The organism is Streptomyces olivaceus (genome assembly GCF_000721235.1).
Classification (GTDB): Bacteria; Actinomycetota; Actinomycetes; order Streptomycetales; family Streptomycetaceae; genus Streptomyces; species Streptomyces olivaceus.
This window is the reverse complement of the sequence record NZ_JOFH01000050.1, coordinates 16,235-39,305: the sequence shown is the minus strand read 5'-3', so window position 1 is coordinate 39,305 and position 23,071 is coordinate 16,235. Positions and strand designations below refer to the sequence as shown.

At 70.9% G+C, this 23,071-nt stretch carries 23 protein-coding genes and 1 pseudogene; 15 read left to right on the top strand and 9 right to left on the bottom strand.

Annotation, left to right across the window (positions count from 1 at the left end; genetic code table 11):
- The coding region (pgi, locus tag IG94_RS0134950) for a glucose-6-phosphate isomerase (protein WP_031046987.1) at positions 1-1,169 on the top strand (1,169 nt) is incomplete at its 5' end.
- Between the two features lie 158 nt (positions 1,170-1,327).
- Here pgi and pgl read toward each other — a convergent pair.
- The 5 genes and pseudogenes from pgl to tkt form a co-directional block, all read right to left on the bottom strand.
- Positions 1,328-2,107, bottom strand: a complete 780-nt coding sequence (pgl, locus tag IG94_RS0134945; RefSeq protein ID WP_031046985.1) for a 6-phosphogluconolactonase — start codon at positions 2,105-2,107, stop codon at positions 1,328-1,330.
- A complete protein-coding gene (gene opcA, locus IG94_RS0134940; RefSeq protein ID WP_031046982.1) occupies positions 2,104-3,153 on the bottom strand; it encodes a glucose-6-phosphate dehydrogenase assembly protein OpcA in 1,050 nt (349 codons plus the stop codon). Before opcA ends, pgl begins: the two co-directional genes overlap by 4 nt.
- Positions 3,150-4,435: pseudogene (locus IG94_RS39115) on the bottom strand (glucose-6-phosphate dehydrogenase). Before IG94_RS39115 ends, opcA begins: the two are co-directional and overlap by 4 nt.
- Before the next feature lie 3 nt (positions 4,436-4,438).
- On the bottom strand, positions 4,439-5,557 hold the full coding sequence (tal, locus tag IG94_RS0134930; RefSeq protein ID WP_031046979.1) for a transaldolase: 1,119 nt from the start codon (positions 5,555-5,557) through the stop codon (positions 4,439-4,441).
- Between the two features lie 34 nt (positions 5,558-5,591).
- Positions 5,592-7,679: a transketolase gene (gene tkt, locus IG94_RS0134925; RefSeq protein WP_031046976.1), complete on the bottom strand. Its 2,088-nt coding sequence runs from the start codon at positions 7,677-7,679 to the stop codon at positions 5,592-5,594.
- 370 nt (positions 7,680-8,049) lie between these two features.
- On the opposite strand from tkt, the gene IG94_RS0134920 reads away from it, so the two are divergent.
- The 4 genes from IG94_RS0134920 (at position 8,050) to IG94_RS0134905 (ending at position 11,544) form a co-directional block, all read left to right on the top strand.
- Positions 8,050-9,003, top strand: coding sequence for a heme o synthase (locus IG94_RS0134920; RefSeq protein ID WP_078536040.1), 954 nt, complete (start codon positions 8,050-8,052; stop codon positions 9,001-9,003).
- A gap of 95 nt (positions 9,004-9,098) precedes the next feature.
- On the top strand, positions 9,099-9,461 hold the full coding sequence (locus tag IG94_RS0134915; protein WP_031046970.1) for a hypothetical protein: 363 nt from the start codon (positions 9,099-9,101) through the stop codon (positions 9,459-9,461).
- Positions 9,462-9,681: 220 nt separating this feature from the next.
- The gene (locus tag IG94_RS0134910) at positions 9,682-10,788 is read left to right on the top strand and encodes an amidohydrolase family protein (RefSeq protein ID WP_031046968.1); all 1,107 of its coding nucleotides are present in this window, start codon (positions 9,682-9,684) and stop codon (positions 10,786-10,788) included.
- A gap of 18 nt (positions 10,789-10,806) precedes the next feature.
- Positions 10,807-11,544, top strand: a complete 738-nt coding sequence (locus IG94_RS0134905) for a DUF4111 domain-containing protein (protein WP_031046965.1) — start codon at positions 10,807-10,809, stop codon at positions 11,542-11,544.
- Here the strand turns inward: IG94_RS0134905 and IG94_RS0134900 are convergent.
- The 4 genes from IG94_RS0134900 to IG94_RS0134885 form a co-directional block, all read right to left on the bottom strand.
- Complete coding sequence (locus IG94_RS0134900) at positions 11,499-12,521, bottom strand: COX15/CtaA family protein (protein ID WP_211269714.1); 1,023 nt, start codon at positions 12,519-12,521, stop codon at positions 11,499-11,501. The two genes, IG94_RS0134905 and IG94_RS0134900, sit on opposite strands and share 46 nt — an antisense overlap.
- Before the next feature lie 54 nt (positions 12,522-12,575).
- Positions 12,576-13,292: an ABC transporter permease gene (locus IG94_RS0134895; RefSeq protein ID WP_164711448.1), complete on the bottom strand. Its 717-nt coding sequence runs from the start codon at positions 13,290-13,292 to the stop codon at positions 12,576-12,578.
- An 83-nt stretch (positions 13,293-13,375) separates the two neighbouring features.
- The gene (locus tag IG94_RS0134890) at positions 13,376-14,299 is read right to left on the bottom strand and encodes an ABC transporter ATP-binding protein (RefSeq protein ID WP_078536041.1); all 924 of its coding nucleotides are present in this window, start codon (positions 14,297-14,299) and stop codon (positions 13,376-13,378) included.
- A 190-nt stretch (positions 14,300-14,489) separates the two neighbouring features.
- Positions 14,490-15,278 carry an AAC(3) family N-acetyltransferase gene (locus IG94_RS0134885; protein WP_031046958.1) on the bottom strand — a complete coding sequence of 263 codons (789 nt, stop codon included), beginning with the start codon at positions 15,276-15,278 and terminating at the stop codon, positions 14,490-14,492.
- A gap of 205 nt (positions 15,279-15,483) precedes the next feature.
- On the opposite strand from IG94_RS0134885, the gene IG94_RS0134880 reads away from it, so the two are divergent.
- The 10 genes from IG94_RS0134880 (at position 15,484) to IG94_RS0134835 (ending at position 23,069) form a co-directional block, all read left to right on the top strand.
- Positions 15,484-16,239 carry a helix-turn-helix transcriptional regulator gene (locus IG94_RS0134880; RefSeq protein ID WP_031046957.1) on the top strand — a complete coding sequence of 252 codons (756 nt, stop codon included), beginning with the start codon at positions 15,484-15,486 and terminating at the stop codon, positions 16,237-16,239.
- The gene (gene sufB / locus IG94_RS0134875; RefSeq protein ID WP_031046956.1) at positions 16,236-17,657 is read left to right on the top strand and encodes a Fe-S cluster assembly protein SufB; all 1,422 of its coding nucleotides are present in this window, start codon (positions 16,236-16,238) and stop codon (positions 17,655-17,657) included. The genes IG94_RS0134880 and sufB overlap by 4 nt, the downstream gene beginning before the upstream one ends.
- Positions 17,658-17,716: 59 nt before the next feature.
- The gene (gene sufD, locus IG94_RS0134870) at positions 17,717-18,898 is read left to right on the top strand and encodes a Fe-S cluster assembly protein SufD (RefSeq protein ID WP_031046953.1); all 1,182 of its coding nucleotides are present in this window, start codon (positions 17,717-17,719) and stop codon (positions 18,896-18,898) included.
- Positions 18,895-19,212, top strand: a complete 318-nt coding sequence (locus IG94_RS0134865; RefSeq protein ID WP_031046951.1) for a non-heme iron oxygenase ferredoxin subunit — start codon at positions 18,895-18,897, stop codon at positions 19,210-19,212. The genes sufD and IG94_RS0134865 overlap by 4 nt, the downstream gene beginning before the upstream one ends.
- A 7-nt stretch (positions 19,213-19,219) precedes the next feature.
- Entirely contained in the window at positions 19,220-19,984 is a 765-nt protein-coding gene (gene sufC, locus IG94_RS0134860) for a Fe-S cluster assembly ATPase SufC (protein WP_031046948.1), read from the top strand.
- Complete coding sequence (locus IG94_RS0134855; protein WP_031046945.1) at positions 19,981-21,237, top strand: cysteine desulfurase; 1,257 nt, start codon at positions 19,981-19,983, stop codon at positions 21,235-21,237. Before sufC ends, IG94_RS0134855 begins: the two co-directional genes overlap by 4 nt.
- 20 nt (positions 21,238-21,257) lie before the next feature.
- Complete coding sequence (sufU, locus tag IG94_RS0134850; protein WP_031046942.1) at positions 21,258-21,728, top strand: Fe-S cluster assembly sulfur transfer protein SufU; 471 nt, start codon at positions 21,258-21,260, stop codon at positions 21,726-21,728.
- Positions 21,725-22,057 carry a metal-sulfur cluster assembly factor gene (locus IG94_RS0134845; protein ID WP_031046940.1) on the top strand — a complete coding sequence of 111 codons (333 nt, stop codon included), beginning with the start codon at positions 21,725-21,727 and terminating at the stop codon, positions 22,055-22,057. Before sufU ends, IG94_RS0134845 begins: the two co-directional genes overlap by 4 nt.
- 98 nt (positions 22,058-22,155) lie before the next feature.
- Positions 22,156-22,476, top strand: coding sequence for a DMT family transporter (locus tag IG94_RS0134840; protein ID WP_031046936.1), 321 nt, complete (start codon positions 22,156-22,158; stop codon positions 22,474-22,476).
- Positions 22,476-23,069: a TetR/AcrR family transcriptional regulator gene (locus IG94_RS0134835; protein ID WP_031046933.1), complete on the top strand. Its 594-nt coding sequence runs from the start codon at positions 22,476-22,478 to the stop codon at positions 23,067-23,069. Before IG94_RS0134840 ends, IG94_RS0134835 begins: the two co-directional genes overlap by 1 nt.
- Positions 23,070-23,071: the final 2 nt, after the last annotated feature.

Here is a 23,071-nt window from a genome sequence, read left to right as displayed (position 1 = left end):
TGGGCCCGGCGATGGCGTACGAGGCGCTGCGCGCCTTCACCGACCGCTCCCTGACCTTCCGGTTCGTCTCCAACGTCGACGGCGCCGACCTGCACGAGGTGGTCCGCGACCTGGACCCCGCCGAGACGCTGTTCATCGTGGCGTCCAAGACCTTCACCACCATCGAGACGGTCACGAACGCCACCTCGGCGCGGTCGTGGCTGCTCGACGCCCTCGGTGACGAGGCCGCGGTCGCCAAGCACTTCGTCGCCCTGTCGACGAACGCGGGGAAGGTCGCCGGGTTCGGCATCGACACGGCCAACATGTTCGAGTTCTGGGACTGGGTCGGCGGGCGGTACTCGTACGACTCGGCGATCGGGCTCTCCCTGATGATCGCCATCGGCCCGGACCGCTTCCGCGAGATGCTCGACGGTTTCCATCTCGTCGACGAGCACTTCCACACGGCTCCCGCCGAGACCAACGTGCCGCTGCTGATGGGGCTGCTGGGTGTCTGGTACGGCAACTTCCACGACGCCCAGTCGCATGCGGTGCTGCCGTACTCGCACTACCTGTCGAAGTTCACGGCGTACCTCCAGCAGCTCGACATGGAGTCCAACGGCAAGTCCGTCGACCGCGACGGGCGCCGGGTGGAGTGGGAGACCGGGCCGGTCGTCTGGGGCACGCCGGGCACCAACGGGCAGCATGCCTATTACCAGTTGATCCACCAGGGGACGAAGTTGATCCCGGCGGACTTCATCGGTTTCGCCGAGCCGGTGGGGGAGTTGGGCGAGGAGCTGGCTGCGCAGCACGACCTGCTGATGGCCAACTTCTTCGCCCAGACCCAGGCGCTGGCCTTCGGCAAGACCGCGGACGAGGTGCGGGCGGAGGGGGTGCCGGAGGAACTGGTCGCGCACAAGACCTTCCGGGGGGACCGGCCGACGACCACGCTTCTGGCCCGCGAGCTGACGCCTTCGGTGCTGGGTCAGCTGGTCGCGCTGTACGAGCACAAGGTGTTCGTACAGGGGGCGGTGTGGAACGTGGATTCGTTCGACCAGTGGGGTGTGGAGCTGGGGAAGGTGCTGGCCAAGCGGGTGGAGCCGGCGTTGAGGGAGGGGGCGGAGGTGCCTGGCCTTGACGGGTCCACGCAGGCGCTGGTCGCGGTGTACCGGGGGTTGCGCGGGCGGGAGTAGGTGGGGTGCGGGAAGGGAAGGGGCGGTGCGGGAGTTCTTCGCCCCCGCCGCCCCTTCCCTTCCCGTCCCGGGGGGCTGCGCCCCCCCAGACCCCCTGTCGGCTTTCGGTCTCGTCCTCAAACGCCGGACGGACTGGAGGGCACCGCCGACGGGCTGGATCAGTGCGCCTCGTAGAGGGACTTCGGCAGTTGTGACGCCGCCGGCTCGTCCAGGAGCCACAGGGTGCGGCTCCTGCCGCGGGCGCCGGCCGCGGGGGCCTGGATCTCGCCCGTACCCGCCAGGGCCATCGCCACCGCGTTCGCCTTGTCCTCGCCCGCCGCCAGCAGCCACACCTCGCGGGCGGCACGGATGGCGGGGAGGGTGAGCGAGACGCGGACGGGCGGCGGCTTGGGGGAGCCGTGGACGCCGATCACCGTGCGCTGCGTCTCCCGGACTCCCGGGTGCTCCGGGAAGAGCGACGCCACGTGCGTGTCCGGGCCGACGCCCAGCAGGAGGACGTCGAAGGACGGGACCTCGGCGTGGTTCTCCGGGACGGCAGCCCCCGCCAGCTCCCGCGCGTACGCCTCCGCCGCGGCCTCCACGTCCGTGCCGTGCGGGCCGTCGGACGCCGGCATCGCGTGCACCCGCTCCGGGTCCAGCGGCACCGCGTCGAGGAGCGCCTCCCGCGCCTGGGTGACGTTGCGCTCGGGGTCGCCCTCGGGCAGGTAGCGCTCGTCGCCCCACCACAGGTCGAGGCGGCCCCAGTCGATCGCGTCCCGCGCCGGGGAGGCGGCGAGTGCCGCGAGCAGGCCGTTGCCGTTGCGGCCGCCCGTGAGGACCACGGACGCGCTGCCCCGGGAGGCCTGCGCGTCCACGATCTTCGTGATCAGCCGCGCCGCCGCGGCCTCGGCCATCAGCTTCTTGTCGCGGTGCACGACCAGCTGCGGGGTGTCGCTCATTTCGCCGCCGCCTTCCTCACCGGTGCCTTCTCCTGCGCCGCGTCCTTCGCGGGAGCTTTCGCAGCCGCCCCGACGGAAGTGGCGACGGCGCCGTCCGGCTCGTCCGCGCCCCCTTTGGCAGGCGCGTTCAGCCGGTCCACCCCGTACCGCAGCGCCGAGGCGTACGTGTCGTCCGGGTCCAGGCGGCGCAGCTCCTCCGCGATCAGCTCGGCCGTCTCGCGGCGCTTGAGCGCCACCGCGCGGGCGGGCTGGCCGTGGATGGACAGGTTCGCCAGCGAGCCGTCGGCCCGGTCCAGGACCACCGGACCGCCGTCGGTCTCCATGCGGACCGCCGTGAGACCGGGACCCTCCGACGCGGAACGCTGCACCGGCACGGAGAGCCGGTCCGCGAGCCACATCGCGAGCAGCTCGCAGCTCGGGTTCTGCTCCTCGCCCTCCACCTCGACCGCCTGCACCCGGCAGTCGACCTGGTCCAGTGCCGCAGCCAGCATCGAGCGCCACGGCGTGATGCGGGTCCAGGACAGGTCGGTGTCGCCGGGCGCGTAGGCGTCGGCGCGGGCGGCAAGCTCCCGTATCGGCTCCTCGCAGGCGTAGGTGTCGGTGACCCGGCGCTGGGCCAGGGCGCCCAGCGGGTCCTTGGCCGGGTCCAGCGGCGCGTTGACCGGCCACCAGGCCACGACCGGCGCGTCCGGCAGCAGCAGCGGCAGGACCACCGACTGGGCGTGGTCGACGACGTCGCCGTACAGCCGCAGCACGATCGTCTCGCCGGTGCCCGCGTCGGCACCGAGGCGTACCTCTGCGTCGAGGCGGGACCGGGTGCGGTCCCGCGGCGAGCGGGAGACGCGCTTGATGACGACGAGCGTGCGCGAGGGGTGCTCGTGCGCGGCGTCGCCGGCGGCCTTCAGCGCGTCGTAGGCGTTCTCCTCGTCGGTGACGATGACCAGGGTGAGCACCATGCCGACGGCCGGGGTCCCGATGGCCCGCCGGCCGAGGACCAGCGCCTTGTTGATCTTGCTGGCCGTGGTGTCCGTGAGGTCTGTCTTCATGGGCGGCGCCAGCTCCGTCCGTCTCGCTCCAGCATGTCGTCGGCCTCGACGGGGCCCCAGGTACCGGCCGGGTACTGCGCCGGTGTGCCGTGCTCGTCCCAGTACTCCTCGATCGGGTCGAGGATCTTCCAGGACAGCTCGACCTCCTCCGTGCGCGGGAAGAGGTTGGCGTCGCCCAGGAGGACGTCCAGGATCAGGCGCTCGTACGCCTCCGGGCTGGACTCGGTGAAGGACTCGCCGTAGGCGAAGTCCATGGACACGTCCCGGATCTCCATCGACGTGCCCGGCACCTTGGAGCCGAAGCGGACGGTGACGCCCTCGTCGGGCTGGACGCGGACGACGATCGCGTTCGAGCCCAGTTCCTCGGTGGCCGTCGTGTCGAAGGGGGAGTGCGGGGCGCGCTGGAAGACGACCGCGATCTCCGTGACCCGGCGGCCGAGACGCTTGCCGGTGCGCAGGTAGAAGGGGACGCCCGCCCAGCGGCGGTTGTCGATCCCGACCCTGATCGCCGCGTAGGTGTCGGTCTTCCGATGCCGTCGTAGTAGCCGGCCCGGCCGCCGATGCCGATGTCCTCGGCCATCGTGATCTGGACGTGGTCGACGTAGGACCGGTTCCAGATCGGCTCGAACATCGTGTTGGCGAAGCGCAGGGCCAGGATGTTCTGGACGGTCTCCTTGCCCAGGTAGTGGTCGATCCGGAAGACCTGGTCCGGGGCGAACACCTCGTGGACGATCGCGTTCAGCTCCTCGGCCGACTTCAGGTCGTGCCCGAACGGCTTCTCGATCACCGCGCGGCGCCAGGAGCCGCTCGACTGGTCGGCGAGCGAGTGCTTCTTGAGCTGCTGGATGACCACGGGGAAGGACCTCGGCGGCACCGACAGGTAGAAGGCGAAGTTGCCGCCCGTGCCCTGCGCCTTGTCCAGTTCCTCGATGGTGCCGCGCAGCCGCTCGAAGGCGTCGTCGTCGTCGAAGGTGCCCTGGACGAAGCGCATCCCCTGGATGAGCTGCTGCCAGACCTCCTCGCGGAAGGGGGTGCGGGAGTGCTCCTTGACGGCGTCGTGCACGACTTGGGCGAAGTCCTCGTGCTCCCAGTCGCGGCGGGCGAAACCGACGAGCGAGAAGCCCGGCGGCAGCAGACCCCGGTTGGCGAGGTCGTACACGGCGGGCATGAGCTTCTTGCGGGACAGGTCACCGGTGACGCCGAAAATGACCAGACCCGACGGCCCCGCGATACGCGGGAGCCGTCGGTCTGCGGGGTCACGCAGCGGATTGCTGCTTGACAATTCTCAGCCCTTCGAGGGAGCGAGGCGCTTGAGCTCCGCCTCCGTGGACTTCAGCAGGTCGTTCCAGGACGCCTCGAACTTCTCGACGCCTTCGTCCTCCAGGAGCTGGACCACCTCGTCGTAGCCGATCCCGAGCTTCTCGACCGCGTCGAGGTCGGCGCGGGCCTGCTCGTACGTGCCGGCGACGGCGTTGCCGGTGATCTCGCCGTGGTCCTCGGTGGCGAAGAGGGTGGGCTCCGGCATGGTGTTGACCGTGTTCGGCACGACCAGGTCCGTGACGTACATGGTGTCGCTGTACGCCTTGTCCTTGACGCCGGTCGACGCCCACAGCGGACGCTGCTTGTTGGCGCCGGCCTTCTCCAGGGCGGCCCAGCGGTCGGTGCCGAAGACCTCCTCGTACGCCTCGTAGGCGAGACGCGCGTTGGCCACGGCGGCCTTGCCGCGCGCGGCCGCGGCCTCGTCGGTGCCGAGGGCGTCGAGCCGCTTGTCGATCTCGGTGTCCACGCGGGACACGAAGAAGGACGCCACGGAGTGGATCTCCGACAGGTCCAGGCCGCGCTCCTTGGCCTTCTCCAGGCCGGTCAGGAACGCGTCCATGACCTTGCGGTAGCGCTCCAGGGAGAAGATCAGCGTGACGTTGACGCTGATGCCCAGACCGATGGTCTCGGCGATCGCCGGCAGACCCGCCTCGGTGGCCGGGATCTTGATGAAGGTGTTCGGCCGGTCCACCAGCCAGGCCAGCTGCTTGGCCTCGGCGACCGTGGCGTGGGTGTTGTGCGCCAGGCGCGGGTCCACCTCGATGGAGACCCGGCCGTCCTTGCCACCGGTGTTGTCGTAGACCGGGCGCAGGATGTCGGCGGCGTCGCGGACGTCCGCCGTGGTGATCATGCGGACGGCCTCTTCGACCGTGACCCCGCGGACCGCGAGGTCGGAAAGCTGCTGGTCGTAGCCGTCGCCCTGCGAGATCGCCTTCTGGAAGATCGACGGGTTGGTGGTGACGCCCACGACGTGCTGCTGGTCGATCAGCTCGGCCAGGTTTCCGGACGTGATCCGCTTGCGGGACAGGTCGTCCAGCCAGATCGCGACGCCTTCGTCGGAGAGGCGCTTGAGTGCGTCTGTCATGGAAAATGCATCTCCTACGTGTCGTATACGAGCGTCAGCGCTGAACCGCGGCGAGGGATTCCCGCGCGGCGGCGGTCACGTTCTCGGCGGTGAAACCGAACTCCTTGAAGAGCACCTTGCCGTCCGCGGAGGCGCCGAAGTGCTCGAGGGAGACGATGCGGCCGGCGTCCCCCACGTACTTGTGCCAGGTCAGACCGATCCCGGCCTCGACCGCGACACGGGCCCGCACGGACGGGGGCAGGACGCTGTCCCGGTACCCCTGGTCCTGCTGCTCGAACCACTCGACGCACGGCATGGACACCACCCGGGTCGGCACCCCGCCGGCCTGGAGCTGCTCGCGCGCCTCCACGGCGACGTGCACCTCGGAGCCGGTGGCGATGAGGACGGCCTCGGGCTCGCCCCCCTCGGCCTCGAACAGCACGTAGCCGCCCTTGGCCGCGTTGTCGTCGGGCTCGTAGGTCGGCACGCCCTGGCGGGTCAGCGCCAGACCGTGCGGCTGGCCCTTGCCGAACTCCTTCGTCCAGCGGCGCTGGATCTCGCGCCAGGCGATCGCCGTCTCGTTGGCGTCGGCCGGGCGGACCACGTTCAGACCCGGGATCGCGCGCAGCGAGGCCAGGTGCTCGACCGGCTGGTGGGTCGGGCCGTCCTCGCCCAGGCCGATGGAGTCGTGCGTCCACACGTACGTCACCGGCAGGTGCATCAGCGCCGACAGGCGGACCGCGTTGCGCATGTAGTCGGAGAAGACCAGGAAGGTCCCGCCGTAGATGCGGGTGTTGCCGTGCAGCGCGATGCCGTTCATCTCCGCGGCCATCGCGTGCTCGCGGATGCCGAAGTGGATGGTGCGGCCGTACGGGTCCGCCTCCGGCAGGGGGTTGCCCGCCGGGAGGAAGGACGACGTCTTGTCGATCGTGGTGTTGTTCGAGCCGGCCAGGTCGGCCGAGCCGCCCCACAGCTCGGGCACGATCGCGCCCAGCGCCTGGAGCACCTTGCCGGACGCGGCGCGCGTCGCGACGCCCTTGCCCGTCTCGAAGACCGGGATCTTCTCCTCCCAGCCCTTGGGCAGCTCACCCTTGGCGACCCGCTCGTACTCGGCGGCGCGCTCCGGGTTGTTGTCCTTCCACTGCTGGAAGGACTTCTCCCACACCGCGCGGGCCGCCTGCCCCTTCTCCAGGGCCTTGCGGGTGTGCGCGACGACCTCGTCGGAGACCTCGAAGGACTTCTCCGGGTCGAAGCCCAGGACGCGCTTGGTGGCCGCGACCTCGTCGTCGCCGAGCGCCGAGCCGTGCGCGGCCTCGGTGTTCTGGGCGTTCGGGGCGGGCCAGGCGATGATCGAGCGCATGGCGATGAAGGACGGCCGGTCGGTGACCCGCTTCGCCGCCTCGATCGCGTCGTAGAGCGCGTTCGGGTCCAGGTCGCCGTCGGGCTTCGGGGCGACGCGCTGCACGTGCCAGCCGTACGCCTCGTAGCGCTTGCAGGTGTCCTCGGAGACGGCGGTCTCGGTGTCGCCCTCGATGGAGATGTGGTTGTCGTCCCACAGCAGCACCAGGTTGCCGAGCTTCTGGTGGCCCGCGAGGGAGGAGGCCTCGGAGGAGATACCCTCCTGGAGGCAGCCGTCACCGGCGATGCAGTAGACGAAGTGGTCGAACGGGGAGGTGCCCTCGGCGGCCTCCGGGTCGAACAGGCCGCGCTCGTAGCGGGCGGCCATCGCCATGCCCACCGCGTTGGCGACACCCTGGCCCAGCGGGCCGGTCGTGGTCTCCACACCGGTGGTGTGGCCGTACTCCGGGTGGCCCGGGGTCTTGGAGCCCCAGGTGCGGAAGGACTCCAGGTCCGCCAGCTCCAGGCCGAAGCCCGCCAGGTACAGCTGGGTGTAGAGGGTCAGGGACGAGTGGCCGGCGGACAGCACGAAGCGGTCGCGTCCGACCCAGTTCGCGTCGGCGGGGTCGTGCCGCATCACCTTCTGGAAGAGGGTGTAGGCGGCGGGCGCCAGGCTCATCGCCGTACCCGGATGGCCGTTGCCAACCTTCTGTACGGCATCGGCGGCCAGGACGCGGGCGGTGTCCACGGCCCGCTGGTCCAGTTCGGTCCACTCGAGGTCTGCGGTGGTCGGCTTGGTGCTCACCCTGAGTCAGGGCTCCTCTCCACATGTCGGATGCCGGTGCACACGTGCACCGGCTGCCGGCGCGTCCGTGAGTCGGCCGGCCATTGTCGAGCCTACCCCCGTAAGTACGTGCGTTTTTCCCTGGAAACCAGAGTGCCGGGAGTCTTCTCGGTCTGCCTGTCGACCAGCGCAAACCGTATTCGGCAAGTGAATACGCAGCCGCTCATCTGACTGCTCAATCGGCCCGGTGGACGCACGTCGGAGCGGGGCCGCCAACACGTGCCCACCCCCGCGAAGGCCGAGGTACGGGCAACGTCTAAAGTGGCGTGGTACGCGCGAGCCTTTACCGGCACTTCACACGGTCGGGCTTGCTGGGATGTCTCTGTCAGGGGTGTGCGTGACGGCCGTTGAATCCCGTCCTGCGGGGGTTATCGGGACGAGCCAGAGCCCGAGTCACCGGCCGTTCGGGGCCCGTGTCAAGGCGTTCGTGGCGTTGACCAAGCCGCGGATCATCGAGCTTCTGCTGATCACCACCGTGCCGGTGATGTTCCTCGCCGAGCAGGGTGTTCCGGATCTGGGGCTGGTGCTGCTGACCTGCGTCGGCGGTTACCTCTCGGCCGGCGGCGCCAACGCGCTGAACATGTACATCGACCGCGACATCGACGCGCTGATGGACCGGACCTCGCAGCGCCCGCTGGTGACCGGCATGGTCAGTCCGGCCGAATGCCTGGTCTTCGGCATCGCGCTGGCGGTCGTCTCGACGCTGCTTTTCGGATTCACCGTCAACTGGCTGTCGGCCTGGCTCTCGCTCGGCGCACTCCTCTTCTACGTCGTCGTCTACACGATGATCCTCAAGCGCCGTACCTCGCAGAACATCGTGTGGGGCGGCATCGCCGGGTGCCTGCCGGTGCTCATCGGCTGGTCGGCCGTGACCAACTCGATGTCCTGGGCGCCGATCATCCTCTTCGGCGTGATGTTCTTCTGGACGCCGCCGCACTACTGGCCGCTGTCCATGAAGGTCAAGGAGGACTACGCGCGCGTCGGCGTGCCGATGCTCCCGGTGATCGCGTCCAACAAGGTCGTCGCCCGGCAGATCGTCATCTACAGCTGGGTCATGGTCGTCGTCTCGCTGCTCCTGACGCCGCTCGGCTACACGGGCTGGTTCTACACGGCGGTCGCCCTGCTGGCCGGCGGCATGTGGCTGTGGGAGGCGCACGGGCTGCAGAACCGGGCCAAGGCCGAGGTCACCGGCGGCAAGCTCAAGGAGATGCGGCTGTTCCACTGGTCGATCACCTATGTGTCGGTGGTGTTCCTGGCGATCGCGGTGGATCCCTTCCTGCGCTGAGTCACCCGGTCTTCGCCGGGACGGGCGGGATGCGTGGCCAAGACCACGCACCCCGCCCGTCGCCGTTCGCGCTACCCGTCGGTAGCATCCTGGTCATGGCAGACGCAGAGACGCAGCAGGTGGAGACGGAGACCTCCGGGTGGGCCGACCGGTGGGCCGAGCGCCGGGTGGCCCGGACGGCCGGGCGCATCGACGCCTTCGCCAAGGCCCACGGCGGTGCCGAGGCGCAGGTGGCGTACCTCGGTGAGCGCGGCGCCCGCATCGTGCTGGTGGGCGAGGACGGCGCCTGGGGCGACCTCGTCGCGCGTTCCCACGAGACGGCGCGCAAGGCCGTGGAGAAGTCCGGGATCACCGTCCACGACGACTTCGACGGCGAGTTCGCGGCCAAGGTCACGACGGGCCGCTACGAGTGGTCCCGCATGGCGGGCCTCCAGATCGGCGGACCGGGCAACACCTGAGGCCGGCCGCTGCGACACGTGAGGTCGGCTCCGGCGGCACCCGGGATCGGCCGCTGCGACACGTGAGGTCGGCTCCGGCGGCACCCGGGATCGGCCGCTGCGACACGTGAGGCCGGCTCCGGCGGCACCCGGGACCGGCCGCAGCAACACCTGAGACCGGGTTCACCCGTTAGGACCGTAGGAAGCCGCGAGGCGCACGGTCCCAGCACGGGGAGCCCGGATGATCGAAACGCCGTCCCTGGTCGACCAGTACTGCCACGGCGTCCTGAGAACGGAGCTGGGCCTCGGCACCTTCGAGGCCCAGCTGGCCCGCACCGAGGGCCCGCCCGCGCCGGGCACCACCCTCTTCGACACCCAGACCGGCTTCGCGGTACGCCGCTGGTGCCCGCCCCTGCTCGGCCTGGAGCCGCACTGCCCGCCCGCCCAGTACCTGGCCCGGCGCCGCGAGCTGGGCGTCATGGAGGCCGACCGCCGGCTGCTGCGCGGCAGCGGCATCACGACGTACCTGGTCGACGCGGGACTGCCCGGCGACCTCACCGGCCCCGACGAGATGGCCGCGGCCGCGGACGCCGAGGCCCACGAGATCGTGCGCCTGGAACTCCTCGCCGAACAGGTCGCCGACACCTCCGGCACCGTCGAGTCCTTCCTCGCCAACCTCGCCGAGGCCGTGCACGGCGCCGCCGCCCACGCGGTCGCCTTCACTTCCGTCGCGGGGGTACGGCACGGCCTGGCCCTCGCGCCGGAACCGCCCGGCGCCGGTGAGGTGCGCGGGGCCGCCGCCCGCTGGCTGACCGGGCGCGAGGTCGGCGGCGAGCTGAGCGACCCCGTACTGCTGCGGCACCTGCTGTGGATCGCCGTCGCCTCGGGCCGGCCGCTCCAGCTGCACGCGGGCCTCGGCGAGCCCGGCCTGCGCATCGACCGTACCGACCCGGTGCTGCTCACCGACTTCGTCCGGGCCACCGCCGGCCTCGGCACCGACCTGGTCCTGCTGCACGGCTACCCGTACCACCGCCACGCCGCCCACCTGGCCGGTGTCTTCCCGCACGTCTACGCCGACTCGGGCGCCGCCCTCGTGCGCACCGGCGCGCGCGCCGCGACGATCCTCGCGGAGATCCTGGAGCTGGCCCCCTTCGGCAAGATCCTCTTCTCCAGCGGCGCCCAGGGCCTGCCCGAACTGCACGTGGTGGCCGCCGGCCTGTTCCGCGAGGCCCTCGGCCGGGTGCTGGGCACCTGGGCGTCCGAGGGAGCGTGGTCGCTGGGCGACGCGCAGCGGGTGGCGACGATGATCGCGTGGGGGAACGCCGGGCGGGTGTACGGGCTGGAGTAGAACACCGACACTGGGCGGATGCCGACCGACGCCCTGCTCGACCGCTTCCTCACCGGCCTCGCGCCCCTCGACCCCGTCGCCGTCTGGGCCCACGGCTCACTGGGCGGCGGCGACTACCAGGAGGGCCGCAGCGACCTCGACCTGATCGCGGTGCTGCCCCGGCCGGCCACGGTCCGTACCGCCTGGCGGCTGGGGCTGCTGCACGCCTCCCTGCGCGCCGACCCCCTGGCCGGACTGCTGCACTGCACCTACCTGTCGCCCGGCACCGCCGCCGACCCGGAGCGGCGGCATCTGACCTGGGCGCACCGGCAGCTCTTCAGGCGGACGGTCACGCCGGTCACCCGGCACGAACTCCACAGCTTCGGACGCGTCCTGCACGGCGAGTCGCCGCAGCACCTGCTGCCGCCGGTGCCGGACCCGGAACTGGCCGGGTTCGTCGTCCGCGACCAGCGCGACTTCTGGCGGCCCGCGGTGCGCAGGGCGGAGCTGTGGCGGCAGGACGTCTGGATCGACCTGGGCCTGCTCACCTTCGCCCGCGCCACCGTCACGCTGCGGGAGGGCCGCCTGATCACCAAGCGGCAGGCCCTGGACGAGCTGCCCGCCCTGGGCGCTCCCGGCGAGGTCGTCGAGGACGTGGCCGAGCGGCGCTACGGGAGCCCAGGACCGGGCACCGAGGAGTGGATCACCCGCCGGGCCGGCCTGACCCGGAGCTACTTGGGCCCGGCCATCGACACGCTGGTGGGCGCGTACTCCTGAGCGGGCAGCTCGGTGACCGCCTCCTCCGGCCGCTCGCGCAGCGCCAGCAGCACCCGCAGCACCGCGATCCACACCAGGCACGAGCCGAGCATGTGCAGGCCGACGAGGATCTCGGGGAGGTCGGTGAAGTACTGGACGTAGCCGATGACGCCCTGGGCCAGCAGGACCAGGAACAGGTCCCGGGTGCGGGCCAGTGGGCCCTTGGGGGCGTCGACCGCCTTCAGCACGAACCACAGCGCGAAGGTCAGGGTCACCACGATCCACGCCAGGACGGCGTGCGCCTTGCTCACCATCTCCCAGTCGACCGGCATCCGCGGTACGTCGCTGGAGTCGCCCGCGTGCGGTCCCGCGCCGGTGACCACGGTGCCGACCGCGATCAGCAGGACCGAGACGGCGGTCAGGACCCACATCAGCTGCTGGACCGCCTTGCCGACCAGCGGGCGCGGTGCCGCGTCGCCCTCCCTGGTGCGCTGCCACATCACGGTCGCGACGGCGATCAGCGCGGTGGACAGCAGGAAGTGGGCGGCCACCGTGTAGGGGTTGAGGCCGACGAGGACCACGACGCCGCCGAGGACGGCGTTGCCCATCACGACCCAGAACTGCGTCCAGCCCAGCAGCGTCAGGCTGCGCCGGTACGGCTTCTGCGACCGGGCGGCGATGATCGCCCAGCCGACCGCCGCGCACAGCACGTAGGTCAGCATGCGGTTGCCGAACTCGATGACGCCGTGGAGGCCCATCTCGCTCGTCGAGGTGAGTGAGTCGTCGGTGCACTTCGGCCAGGTCGGGCAGCCGAGGCCCGAGCCGGTGAGGCGTACGGCACCGCCGGTGACGACGATGACCACCGCCATGGCGAGCGCGACGAAGGCCGCCCGCTGGACCGTCCGGGGATGCGGGGTCCAGCGCGCGGCGATGAAGGCGAGCGGGTTGCGCACGGCGGCTGCGGCGTCGGCGCGAGTCACGTTTGGCACGCCGACCATCGTAGGCGCCCGCTTGTGCACACTTTCACGAGGGTCGGGTCCCGGCACGGGCCGCTACTCCCAGCGGAAGAACCTCCCGGCCGCCGCGAGCCCCGCGACCGCCCACACGGCGAGGACGCCCAGGTCGCCCCACGGCGTCCCGGCGCCGTCCTTGAGGACGTCCCGCAGGCCGTCGGAGAGGGCGGATATCGGCAGCAGCCCCAGCACGCTCTGCGCGGCGTCCGGGAACCGGTCCAGCGGCACGATCACGCCGCCGCCCACGAGGAGCAGCAGGAAGACCAGGTTGGCGGCGGCCAGCGTGGCCTCCGCCTTCAGCGTGCCCGCCATCAGCAGCCCGAGCCCGGAGAACGCGGCGGTGCCGAGGAGCAGGAGCAGCAGTACGGCCGCCGGGTTGCCGTGCGGCGACCAGCCGAGCGCGAAGGCGATCAGCGTCAGCAGCGCGATCTGCAGGACCTCGGTGACCAGCACCGACAGCGTCTTGGCGGTCATCAGGCCCCAGCGGGGCAGCGGTGAGGCCGCCAGCCGCTTCAGCACCCCGTAGCGGCGCTCGAAGCCGGTGGCGATGGCCTGGCCGGTGAACGCCGTCGACATCACCGCCAGCGCGAGGATGCCGGGGGCCAGGAAGTCGACCGACGCCCCGGTGCCGGTGTCGACGACGTCCACGGCGCTGAACAGGACGAGCAGCAGCGTCGGGATGATCACCGTCAGCAGCAGCTGCTCGCCGTTGCGCAGCAGCATCTTCGTCTCGAGGGCGGCCTGCGCCGCGATCATGCGCCCGAGCGGTGCGGCACCGGGCTTCGGCGCGTACGCCCCGGCCGCCCCGGTCGCGTCGGTCGCCCCCGTCGTCGTGGTGGTCACCCGCGCAGCTCCTTGCCCGTCAGTTCCAAGAAGACGTCCTCCAGCGTGTGCCGCTCCACCGAGATGCGGTCCGGCATCACCCCGTGCTGGGCGCACCAGGAGGTGACCGTCGCCAGCAGCTGCGGGTCGACCTTGCCGTTCACCCGGTAGGTGCCCGGCGTCAGCTCGGCCGCCGCGGAGTCCGGGGGCAGCGCCTTGAGCAGGGAGGCCACGTCCAGTCCCGGCCGACCGGAGAACCGCAGCGTGTTCTCGGCGCCGCCGCGGCACAGCTCCTCGGGCGAGCCCTGGGCGATGACCCGGCCGGCGTCGATGACGGCCACGTCGTCGGCCAGCTGCTCGGCCTCGTCCATGTGGTGCGTGGTGAGGATCACCGAGACGCCGTCGCCCCGCAGGTCCCGGACCAGGTCCCAGGTGGCGCGGCGGGCCTGCGGGTCGAGGCCGGCGGTCGGCTCGTCCAGGAACACCAGCTCCGGGCGCCCGACCACGGCCATCGCCAGGGCGAGCCGCTGCTGCTGGCCCCCGGAGAGCCTGCGGTACGTGGTCCGGCCGCACGAGTCCAGGCCGAGCCGCTCGATCAGCGCGCCGACGTCCAGGGGGTGGGCGTGCAGCTTCGCCACGTGGTGCAGCATCTCGTCGGCGCGGGCGCCGGAGTAGACGCCGCCGGACTGGAGCATCACGCCGATCCGCGGCCGCAGCGCGGCGCTCTCCCGCACCGGGTCGAGGCCCAGGACGCGCACCGTGCCGGAGTCCGGCCGCCGGTACCCCTCGCAGGTCTCGACCGCGGTCGTCTTGCCCGCCCCGTTGGGACCGAGCACGGCGGTGATGCCCGCCCGGGCCGTCAGGTCCAGGCCGTCCACCGCGGTCTTCGTGCCGTACCGCTTCACCAGGGCCTGCACCTGGACCACGGGCTCGCTTCGCATGGTTCACGAGTCTAGGTAGGCGCGGGCACGGACGGGCGCGGGGGTGTGGAAAACCCCTCCTCGGAGCGAAGAGGGGCTTGTTCCGGTCCGGTTCCGGCGGCCTCACCTCCGCGGGGCGGTGCAGGACCTCGCCCTCGCGGGGCGGGGCACGGTCTCATTCCCGCGGGCGGGCCGACGTAGGGGCGGCCAGTCACTCCCGCGGGCGGTGCAGGGGCAGCCAGCGTTCCGCGTAGGCGACCGCGTCCGGGAGCGGGAAGAGGCGTGCCTCGGCCGCCCCGGCCGTGCCGCGTACGACGGGACGGTCCCGTTCGAAGTCGTGGCCCAGTTCGTCGAAGCGCTCCGACGTGATCGACACCTCGGTCACCCGCTCCCACCCCACCGGCCCCGGGCGCCCCACCTCCACCAGCGGCGAGGGGATCCGGTACTCGGCGAGATGGAAGGCCGTGCACGAGTCGTAGCCCGCGCCGAGCAGCAGGACCCGGGCGTCGAGCCGTTCCAGCGTGGCCAGGGGGCTCCGCTCGCCGAGCCGGCAGTTCGCCGCGTGACCCGCGACCACCTCGGCGGCCCGGGCGCCGAGGGCCGCGAAGGACGTCTGCGGATGGGCGCTGCGCCGGGCGCCGGGCCAGGTGCGCACCGTCTCCGCGACCACCCCGACGCCGCGCGAGGGCGTGATCAGCGGGTCGTAGGCGGGCGTCGCCGCGCGGATCGTGTCCCACCACTCCTCGGGCACCGGCGGGCTGCTCCACAGGGCCGGGTCGGAGAGGTCGCCGGTCTGGGTCGGCACCACCAGGGTGCCGCCGGGACCGAGGACGTCGAGCAGTGCCTGCACGACCGCGACGGGCCCTCCGCAGACCCAGCCGAGTGCGCTGAGGGAGGAGTGCACGAGGAGGGTGTCGCCGGTCTGCACGCCCAGTTCGCGCAGCCCGGCGGCGAGCGTGCCGCGGGTGACGAGCGGGCCGGTCGGAGGGGGTGTGGGCATGCGGGGGAGTGTTCCGGAAGGCGGGTGCGGACGCCAGTGGACTGCCCCGCGGTGGGCCGGGCGCCGATCGGGCGGCTGATCGGCGGCTGATCGATCAAAGATCGTTTCCGCAGGTCACGTTAGGTATACCTAAGTGACGCAGGGCACCGTCCGGTGATCGCGGCGCGGCTTGCCCGGTCCCGAGGAATTACGCAACAATGGCGTTGTGAAAAACGTTGGCGAGGCTCCGCAGGAGGAACTCGCGACCGGTGAGCGGTCGACCCGCAACCGCGTCGCGCGCTCCATCCTGGACCACGGGCCGTCGACCGTCGCCGAGCTCGCCGGACGCCTGGGTCTGACCCAGGCCGCCGTCCGGCGCCACCTCGACGCTTTGGTCGCCGACGACGTGGTCGAGGCCCGCGAGCAGCGGGTCTACGGCGCGCGCACGCGCGGGCGGCCCGCCAAGGTCTTCGCGCTCACCGACTGCGGCCGGGACGCCTTCGACCAGTCGTACGACAAGCTGGCCGCCGACGCCCTGCGCTGGATCGCCGAGCAGGAGGGCGGGGAGCAGGCGATCGCCGCCTTCGCCCGCGCCAGGATCGCCGCCCAGTCGGGCGCGTACCGCAAGGCCGTGGAGTCCGTCCCCGCCGAGAAGCGCGCGGAAGCGCTGGCCAAGGCCCTGAGCAAGGACGGGTACGCTGCTGCCGCGCGGAGCGCGCCCCACCCCCAGCAGGGCGAGCAGCTGTGCCAGCACCACTGCCCGGTCGCCCACGTCGCGGAGCAGTTTCCGCAGCTGTGCGAGGCGGAGACGGAATTTTTCGCCGAGCTGCTCGGTACGCACGTACAGCGGCTCGCGACCATCGCGCACGGCGACGGCGTCTGCACCACGTTCATTCCAAAGACTTCGCACGCGCCGCCCGCGGCGCGCGCGTCCAAGACCGACAACGCATCTGCAAGCACGGCCGGGAGGAACCCCGCATGACTCTCCCCACGGAGACTGCTCACCCCGAGCTCGAGGGCCTGGGCAAGTACGAGTACGGCTGGGCCGACTCCGACACGGCCGGCGCCTCTGCCAAGCGCGGCATCAACGAGGACGTCGTCCGCGACATCTCCGCGAAGAAGAACGAGCCGGAGTGGATGACCAAGCTCCGCCTCAAGGGCCTGCGCCTCTTCGAGAAGAAGCCGATGCCGAACTGGGGCTCGGACCTGTCGGGGATCGACTTCGACAACATCAAGTACTTCGTGCGCTCCACGGAGAAGCAGGCGGAGTCCTGGGAGGACCTGCCCGAGGACATCAAGAACACCTACGACAAGCTCGGCATCCCCGAGGCGGAGAAGCAGCGCCTCGTCGCCGGTGTCGCCGCGCAGTACGAGTCGGAGGTCGTCTACCACCAGATCCGCGAGGACCTGGAGGAGCAGGGCGTCATCTTCCTGGACACCGACACGGCCCTGAAGGAGCACCCCGAGCTCTTCAAGGAGTACTTCGGCACCGTCATCCCCGTCGGTGACAACAAGTTCGCGTCGCTGAACAGCGCCGTGTGGTCCGGCGGCTCCTTCATCTACGTGCCGAAGGGCGTGCACGTCGAGATCCCGCTCCAGGCCTACTTCCGTATCAACACGGAGAACATGGGCCAGTTCGAGCGGACCCTGATCATCGTCGACGAGGGTGCCTACGTGCACTACGTCGAGGGCTGCACCGCGCCGATCTACAAGTCGGACTCGCTGCACTCCGCGGTCGTCGAGATCATCGTCAAGAAGAACGCCCGCTGCCGCTACACGACCATCCAGAACTGGTCGAACAACGTCTACAACCTGGTCACCAAGCGCGCCGTGGCGTACGAGGGCGCGACCATGGAGTGGATCGACGGCAACATCGGCTCCAAGGTGACGATGAAGTACCCGGCCGTCTACCTGATGGGCGAGCACGCCAAGGGCGAGACCCTGTCGATCGCCTTCGCGGGCGAGGGCCAGCACCAGGACGCCGGCTCCAAGATGGTCCACATGGCGCCGAACACCTCCTCCAACATCGTGTCGAAGTCGGTGGCGCGCGCCGGCGGCCGCACCTCCTACCGCGGCCTCGTCGAGATCGGCGAGGGCGCCCACGGCTCCAAGTCGAACGTGCTGTGCGACGCGCTGCTCGTCGACACCATCTCCCGCTCCGACACGTACCCCTACGTCGACGTCCGCGAGGACGACGTGTCCATGGGCCACGAGGCGACCGTCTCCAAGGTCTCCGAGGACCAGCTCTTCTACCTGATGAGCCGCGGTCTGAGCGAGTTCGAGGCGATGGCGATGATCGTGCGAGGCTTCGTCGAGCCGATCGCCAAGGAGCTGCCCATGGAGTACGCCCTCGAGCTCAACCGGCTGATCGAGCTGCAGATGGAGGGCGCGGTCGGCTGACCCCCGTCCCGCAGCAGTCACCAGATCCAGGAACGCAGGAAGAGAGCAGACCGACAGCCATGGCTGAGGCTCAGAACATCCCCGTGGGCTCCACCACCGCGGGCCAGATCGCGGTGGCCGCCGAGTCGACCGTCGCCACGCGCATGAGCGCGCCCGCGTCCTTCGACGTGGCGGACTTCCCGGTCCCGCACGGCCGCGAGGAGGAGTGGCGGTTCACCCCGCTGGAGCGGCTGCGCGGGCTGCACGACGGCACCGCCGTCGCCACCGACGGCGGAGTGAAGGTCGACATCGACGCCCCCGAGGGCGTCGTCGTCGAGACCGTCGGCCGCGACGACGCGCGCGTCGGCAGGGCCGCCCCGGTGGACCGGGTCGCCGCCCAGGCCTACTCGTCCTTCGAGCAGGCCGGCGTGCTCACCGTCCCCAAGGAGACGGTGCTCACCGAGCCGATCCGGATCGCCGTGCACGGCGAGGGCGGCACCGCCTACGCCCACCAGGTGATCGAACTGGGCGCCTTCGCCGAGGCCGTGGTCGTCATCGACCACACCGGCGACGCGGTGCTCGCCGCAGGCGTCGACTACGTCCTGGGCGACGGCGCCAAGCTGACCGTCGTCTCCGTCCAGGACTGGGACGACAAGGCGGTCCACGTCGGCCAGCACAACGCGCTCGTCGGCCGCGACGCCACCTTCAAGTCGTTCGTCGTCACCTTCGGCGGCGACCTGGTCCGGCTGCACCCGCGCGTGGCGTACGCCGGTCCCGGCGGCGAGGCCGAGCTGTTCGGCCTGTACTTCACCGACCGGGGCCAGCACCAGGAGCACCGCCTCCTGGTCGACCACAACGTCCCGCACTGCAAGTCGAACGTCGTCTACAAGGGCGCGCTGCAGGGCGACGACGCACACGCGGTCTGGATCGGCGACGTGCTCATCGAGGCCGCCGCCGAGGGCACCGACACCTACGAGATGAACCGCAACCTCGTCCTCACGGACGGCGCGCGGGTCGACTCGGTGCCGAACCTGGAGATCGAGACCGGCGAGATCGTCGGCGCCGGCCACGCCTCCGCCACCGGCCGCTTCGACGACGAGCAGCTCTTCTACCTGATGGCGCGCGGCATCCCCGAGCTGGACGCCCGCCGCCTGGTGGTCCACGGCTTCTTCGCCGAGCTGGTCCAGCAGATCGGCGTCGCGGACATCGAGGAGCGCCTCCTCGCCAAGATCGGCGAAGAGCTGGAGGCGTCGGTCGCATGACCTTCGTACGCGTCTGTGGAGCGGGCGAGCTGGAGGAGGACACCCCGAAGCGGGTGGAACTCGACGGCACGCCGGTCTCCGTTGTGCGGACCGAGGGCGAGGTCTTCGCGATCAACGACATCTGCTCGCACGCGAACGTCTCGCTGGCCGAGGGCGAGGTCGACGACTGCCACATCGAGTGCTGGCTGCACGGCTCGCGCTTCGACCTCCGCTCCGGCAAGCCCGACAGTCTTCCGGCGACGCGCCCCGTCCCCGTTTACCCCGTAAAGATCGAAGGGGACGACGTGCTCGTCTCCCTCACCCAGGAGTCCTGAGGCACCCATGGCAACGCTTGAAATCCGAGACCTGCACGTCACCGTCGAGGCCGACAACGCCACGAAGGAGATCCTCAAGGGCGTCGACCTCACCGTGAAGCAGGGCGAGACGCACGCCATCATGGGCCCCAACGGCTCCGGCAAGTCGACCCTCGCCTACTCGCTCGCGGGTCACCCCAAGTACACGATCACCGGCGGCACCGTCACCCTCGACGGCGAGGACGTCCTGGAGATGTCCGTCGACGAGCGCGCCCGCGCCGGACTCTTCCTCGCCATGCAGTACCCGGTCGAGGTCCCCGGCGTCTCCGTCTCCAACTTCCTGCGCACCTCCGCCACCGCCGTCCGCGGCGAGGCCCCCAAGCTGCGGCACTGGGTCAAGGAGGTCAAGGAGGCCATGGAGCGCCTCAACATGGACCCCGCCTTCGCCGAGCGCAACGTCAACGAGGGCTTCTCCGGCGGTGAGAAGAAGCGCCACGAGATCCTCCAGCTGGAGCTGCTCAAGCCGAAGGTCGCGATCCTCGACGAGACCGACTCCGGCCTGGACGTCGACGCCCTGCGCGTCGTCTCCGAGGGCGTCAACCGGGTCCGTGAGACCGGCGAGGTCGGCACCCTGCTGATCACGCACTACACGCGCATCCTGCGCTACATCAAGCCCGACCACGTGCACGTCTTCGCCAACGGCCGCATCGCCGAGTCCGGCGGCGCCGAGCTGGCCGACAAGCTCGAGGCCGAGGGCTACGAGGCATACACGAAGGGCGGCGCATCCGAGTGACACAGCTGCCGGGCCTCCTCGACACTGAGGCGATCCGCAAGGACTTCCCGATCCTGGACCGCCAGGTCCACGACGGGCACAAGCTCGTGTACCTGGACAACGCGGCGACCAGCCAGAAGCCGCGGCAGGTGCTGGACGCGCTCAGCGAGTACTACGAGCGTCACAACGCCAACGTCCACCGTGGCGTGCACGTCCTCGCCGAGGAGGCCACGGCGCTGTACGAGGGAGCGCGCGACAAGGTCGCGGAGTTCATCAACGCGCCCTCGCGCGACGAGGTGATCTTCACCAAGAACGCCTCGGAGTCCCTCAACCTGGTCGCGAACATGCTGGGCTGGGCCGACGACCCCTACCGCGTGGACCACGAGACCGAGATCGTCATCACGGAGATGGAGCACCACTCCAACATCGTGCCGTGGCAGCTGCTCGCGCAGCGCACCGGCGCGAAGCTCCGCTGGTTCGGCCTCACGGACGACGGACGCCTCGACCTGTCCAACATCGACGAGGTCATCACCGAGAAGACGAAGATCGTCTCCTTCGTCCTGGTCTCCAACATCCTGGGCACCCAGAACCCGGTCGAGGCGATCGTGCGCCGCGCCCAGGAGGTCGGGGCGCTGGTCTGCATCGACGCTTCCCAGGCCGCCCCGCACATGCCGCTGGACGTCCAGGCCCTCCAGGCCGACTTCGTGGCCTTCACCGGTCACAAGATGTGCGGCCCGACCGGCATCGGCGTGCTCTGGGGGCGCCAGGAGCTGCTGGAGGACCTCCCGCCGTTCCTCGGCGGCGGCGAGATGATCGAGACCGTCTCGATGCACTCCTCCACCTACGCTCCCGCCCCGCACAAGTTCGAGGCGGGCACGCCCCCCATCGCGGGGGCGGTCGGCCTGGGTGCCGCGATCGACTACCTGAACTCGATCGGCATGGACAGGATCCTGGCGCACGAGCACGCGCTGACCGAGTACGCGGTCAAGCGCCTGCTGGAGGTCCCCGACTTGCGGATCATCGGCCCCACCACGGCCGAGGAGCGCGGTGCCGCGATCTCCTTCACGCTCGGCGACATCCACCCGCACGACGTGGGCCAGGTCCTCGACGAGCAGGGCATCGCGGTCCGGGTCGGACACCACTGCGCCCGCCCCGTCTGCCTGCGCTACGGAATTCCTGCGACCACGCGAGCGTCGTTCTATCTGTACTCCACGCCGGCCGAGATCGACGCGCTGGTCGACGGCCTGGAGCACGTACGGAACTTCTTCGGCTGACAGGACGGACGAGCGATCGCATGAAGCTGGACTCCATGTACCAGGAAGTCATCCTGGACCACTACAAGAACCCGCACGGGCGGGGCTTGCGGGATGGCGACGCCGAGGTCCACCACGTCAACCCCACCTGCGGGGACGAGATCACGCTCCGCGTGAAGTACGACGGCAAGACGATCAGCGACGTCAGCTACGAGGGTCAGGGCTGCTCCATCAGCCAGGCCAGCGCCTCCGTGCTGAACGACCTGCTGGTCGGCAAGGATCTCGCCGAGGCGCAGCGGATCCAGGAGACCTTCCTGGAGCTGATGCAGTCCAAGGGCAGGATCGAGCCCGACGACGCGATGGAGGAGGTCCTGGAGGACGCGGTCGCGTTCGCCGGGGTCTCGAAGTACCCGGCCCGGGTCAAGTGCGCCCTGCTGAGCTGGATGGCCTGGAAGGACGCGACGGCCCAGGCACTGGACGGCGCCGACGCCGAGAAGGAGACGACGGCATGAGCGAGACCCTGGAAATGAAGCCGGCTTCGGAGGAGGAACTCCGCGAGGCCCTGATGGACGTCGTGGACCCCGAGCTGGGCATCGACGTCGTCAACCTCGGCCTGATCTACGGCATCCACGTCGATGAGGCGAACATCGCCACCATCGACATGACCCTGACGTCGGCGGCGTGTCCGCTGACCGACGTGATCGAGGACCAGGCCAAGTCCGCCACGGACGGCATCGTCAACGAGCTGCGCATCAACTGGGTCTGGATGCCGCCGTGGGGCCCGGACAAGATCACGGACGACGGCCGCGAGCAGCTGCGCGCGCTCGGGTTCAACGTCTGAGACGGCAGCAGCACCGCTTCGGTGAACGGCGACACCCCCGGGTGTCGCCGTTTCCGTTCGCGTGACCGCGCCCGCCCCCGTTATGTACGCTCGTACACATGGGATATCTGCTCCTGGCCGGAGCCATCGCCGCCGAGGTCGCCGGCACCACCGCCATGAAGTACAGCGAGGGATTCAGCAGGCTGGTGCCGTCCCTGCTGACGGCCCTCGCGTACGTCCTCTCCTTCGCGCTGCTCGCCCAGACCCTGAAGGTGCTCGCCGTCGGCACCGCGTACGCCATCTGGGCCGGAGTGGGCACCGCCGCCATCGCCACCATCGGCGTGGCCTTCATGGGCGAGGGGATGACCCTCACCAAGGCCGCCGGCATCGCGCTGATCATCGTCGGCGTCGTCGTCCTCAACCTCGGCGGAGCCCACTGATGCCCCGCCGCCACGACCCGGAACGCCGCCAGCGCATCATCGACGCGGCGATCCGGGTCGTCGCACGGGCGGGCATCGCCGGTCTCAGCCACCGCAGCGTCGCCGCCGAGGCGGACGTGCCGCTCGGCTCGACGACGTACCACTTCACGACCCTCGACGACCTCATGGTCGCCGCCCTGCGCCAGGCCAACGAGGGCTTCGCCCGGGTCGTCGCCGCCCACCCCGCCCTGTCCGACCCCGAGTCCGACCTGCCCGGCGAACTCGCCCGCGTCCTCGGCGCCTGGCTGGGTGGCGACCGCACCGGCGTGGAGCTGGAGTACGAGCTGTACCTCGCCGCCCTGCGCCGGCCCGCCCTGCGCCCCGTCGCCGCGGAGTGGGCCGAGGGCGTGGGCGCCCTGCTCGCCGCCCGCACCGACCCCGTGACGGCCCGCGCCCTGGTCGCCGTACTGGACGGCATCTGCCTCCAGGTCCTGCTGACGGACACCCCGTACGACGAGGCGTACGCGCGCGAGGTGCTGACCCGGCTGCTCCCCGCGCCCGGCACCCGGGACGGCCGCGGTCCCGGCTCGCTTCCACCGCCGACGGCCGGTTAGGT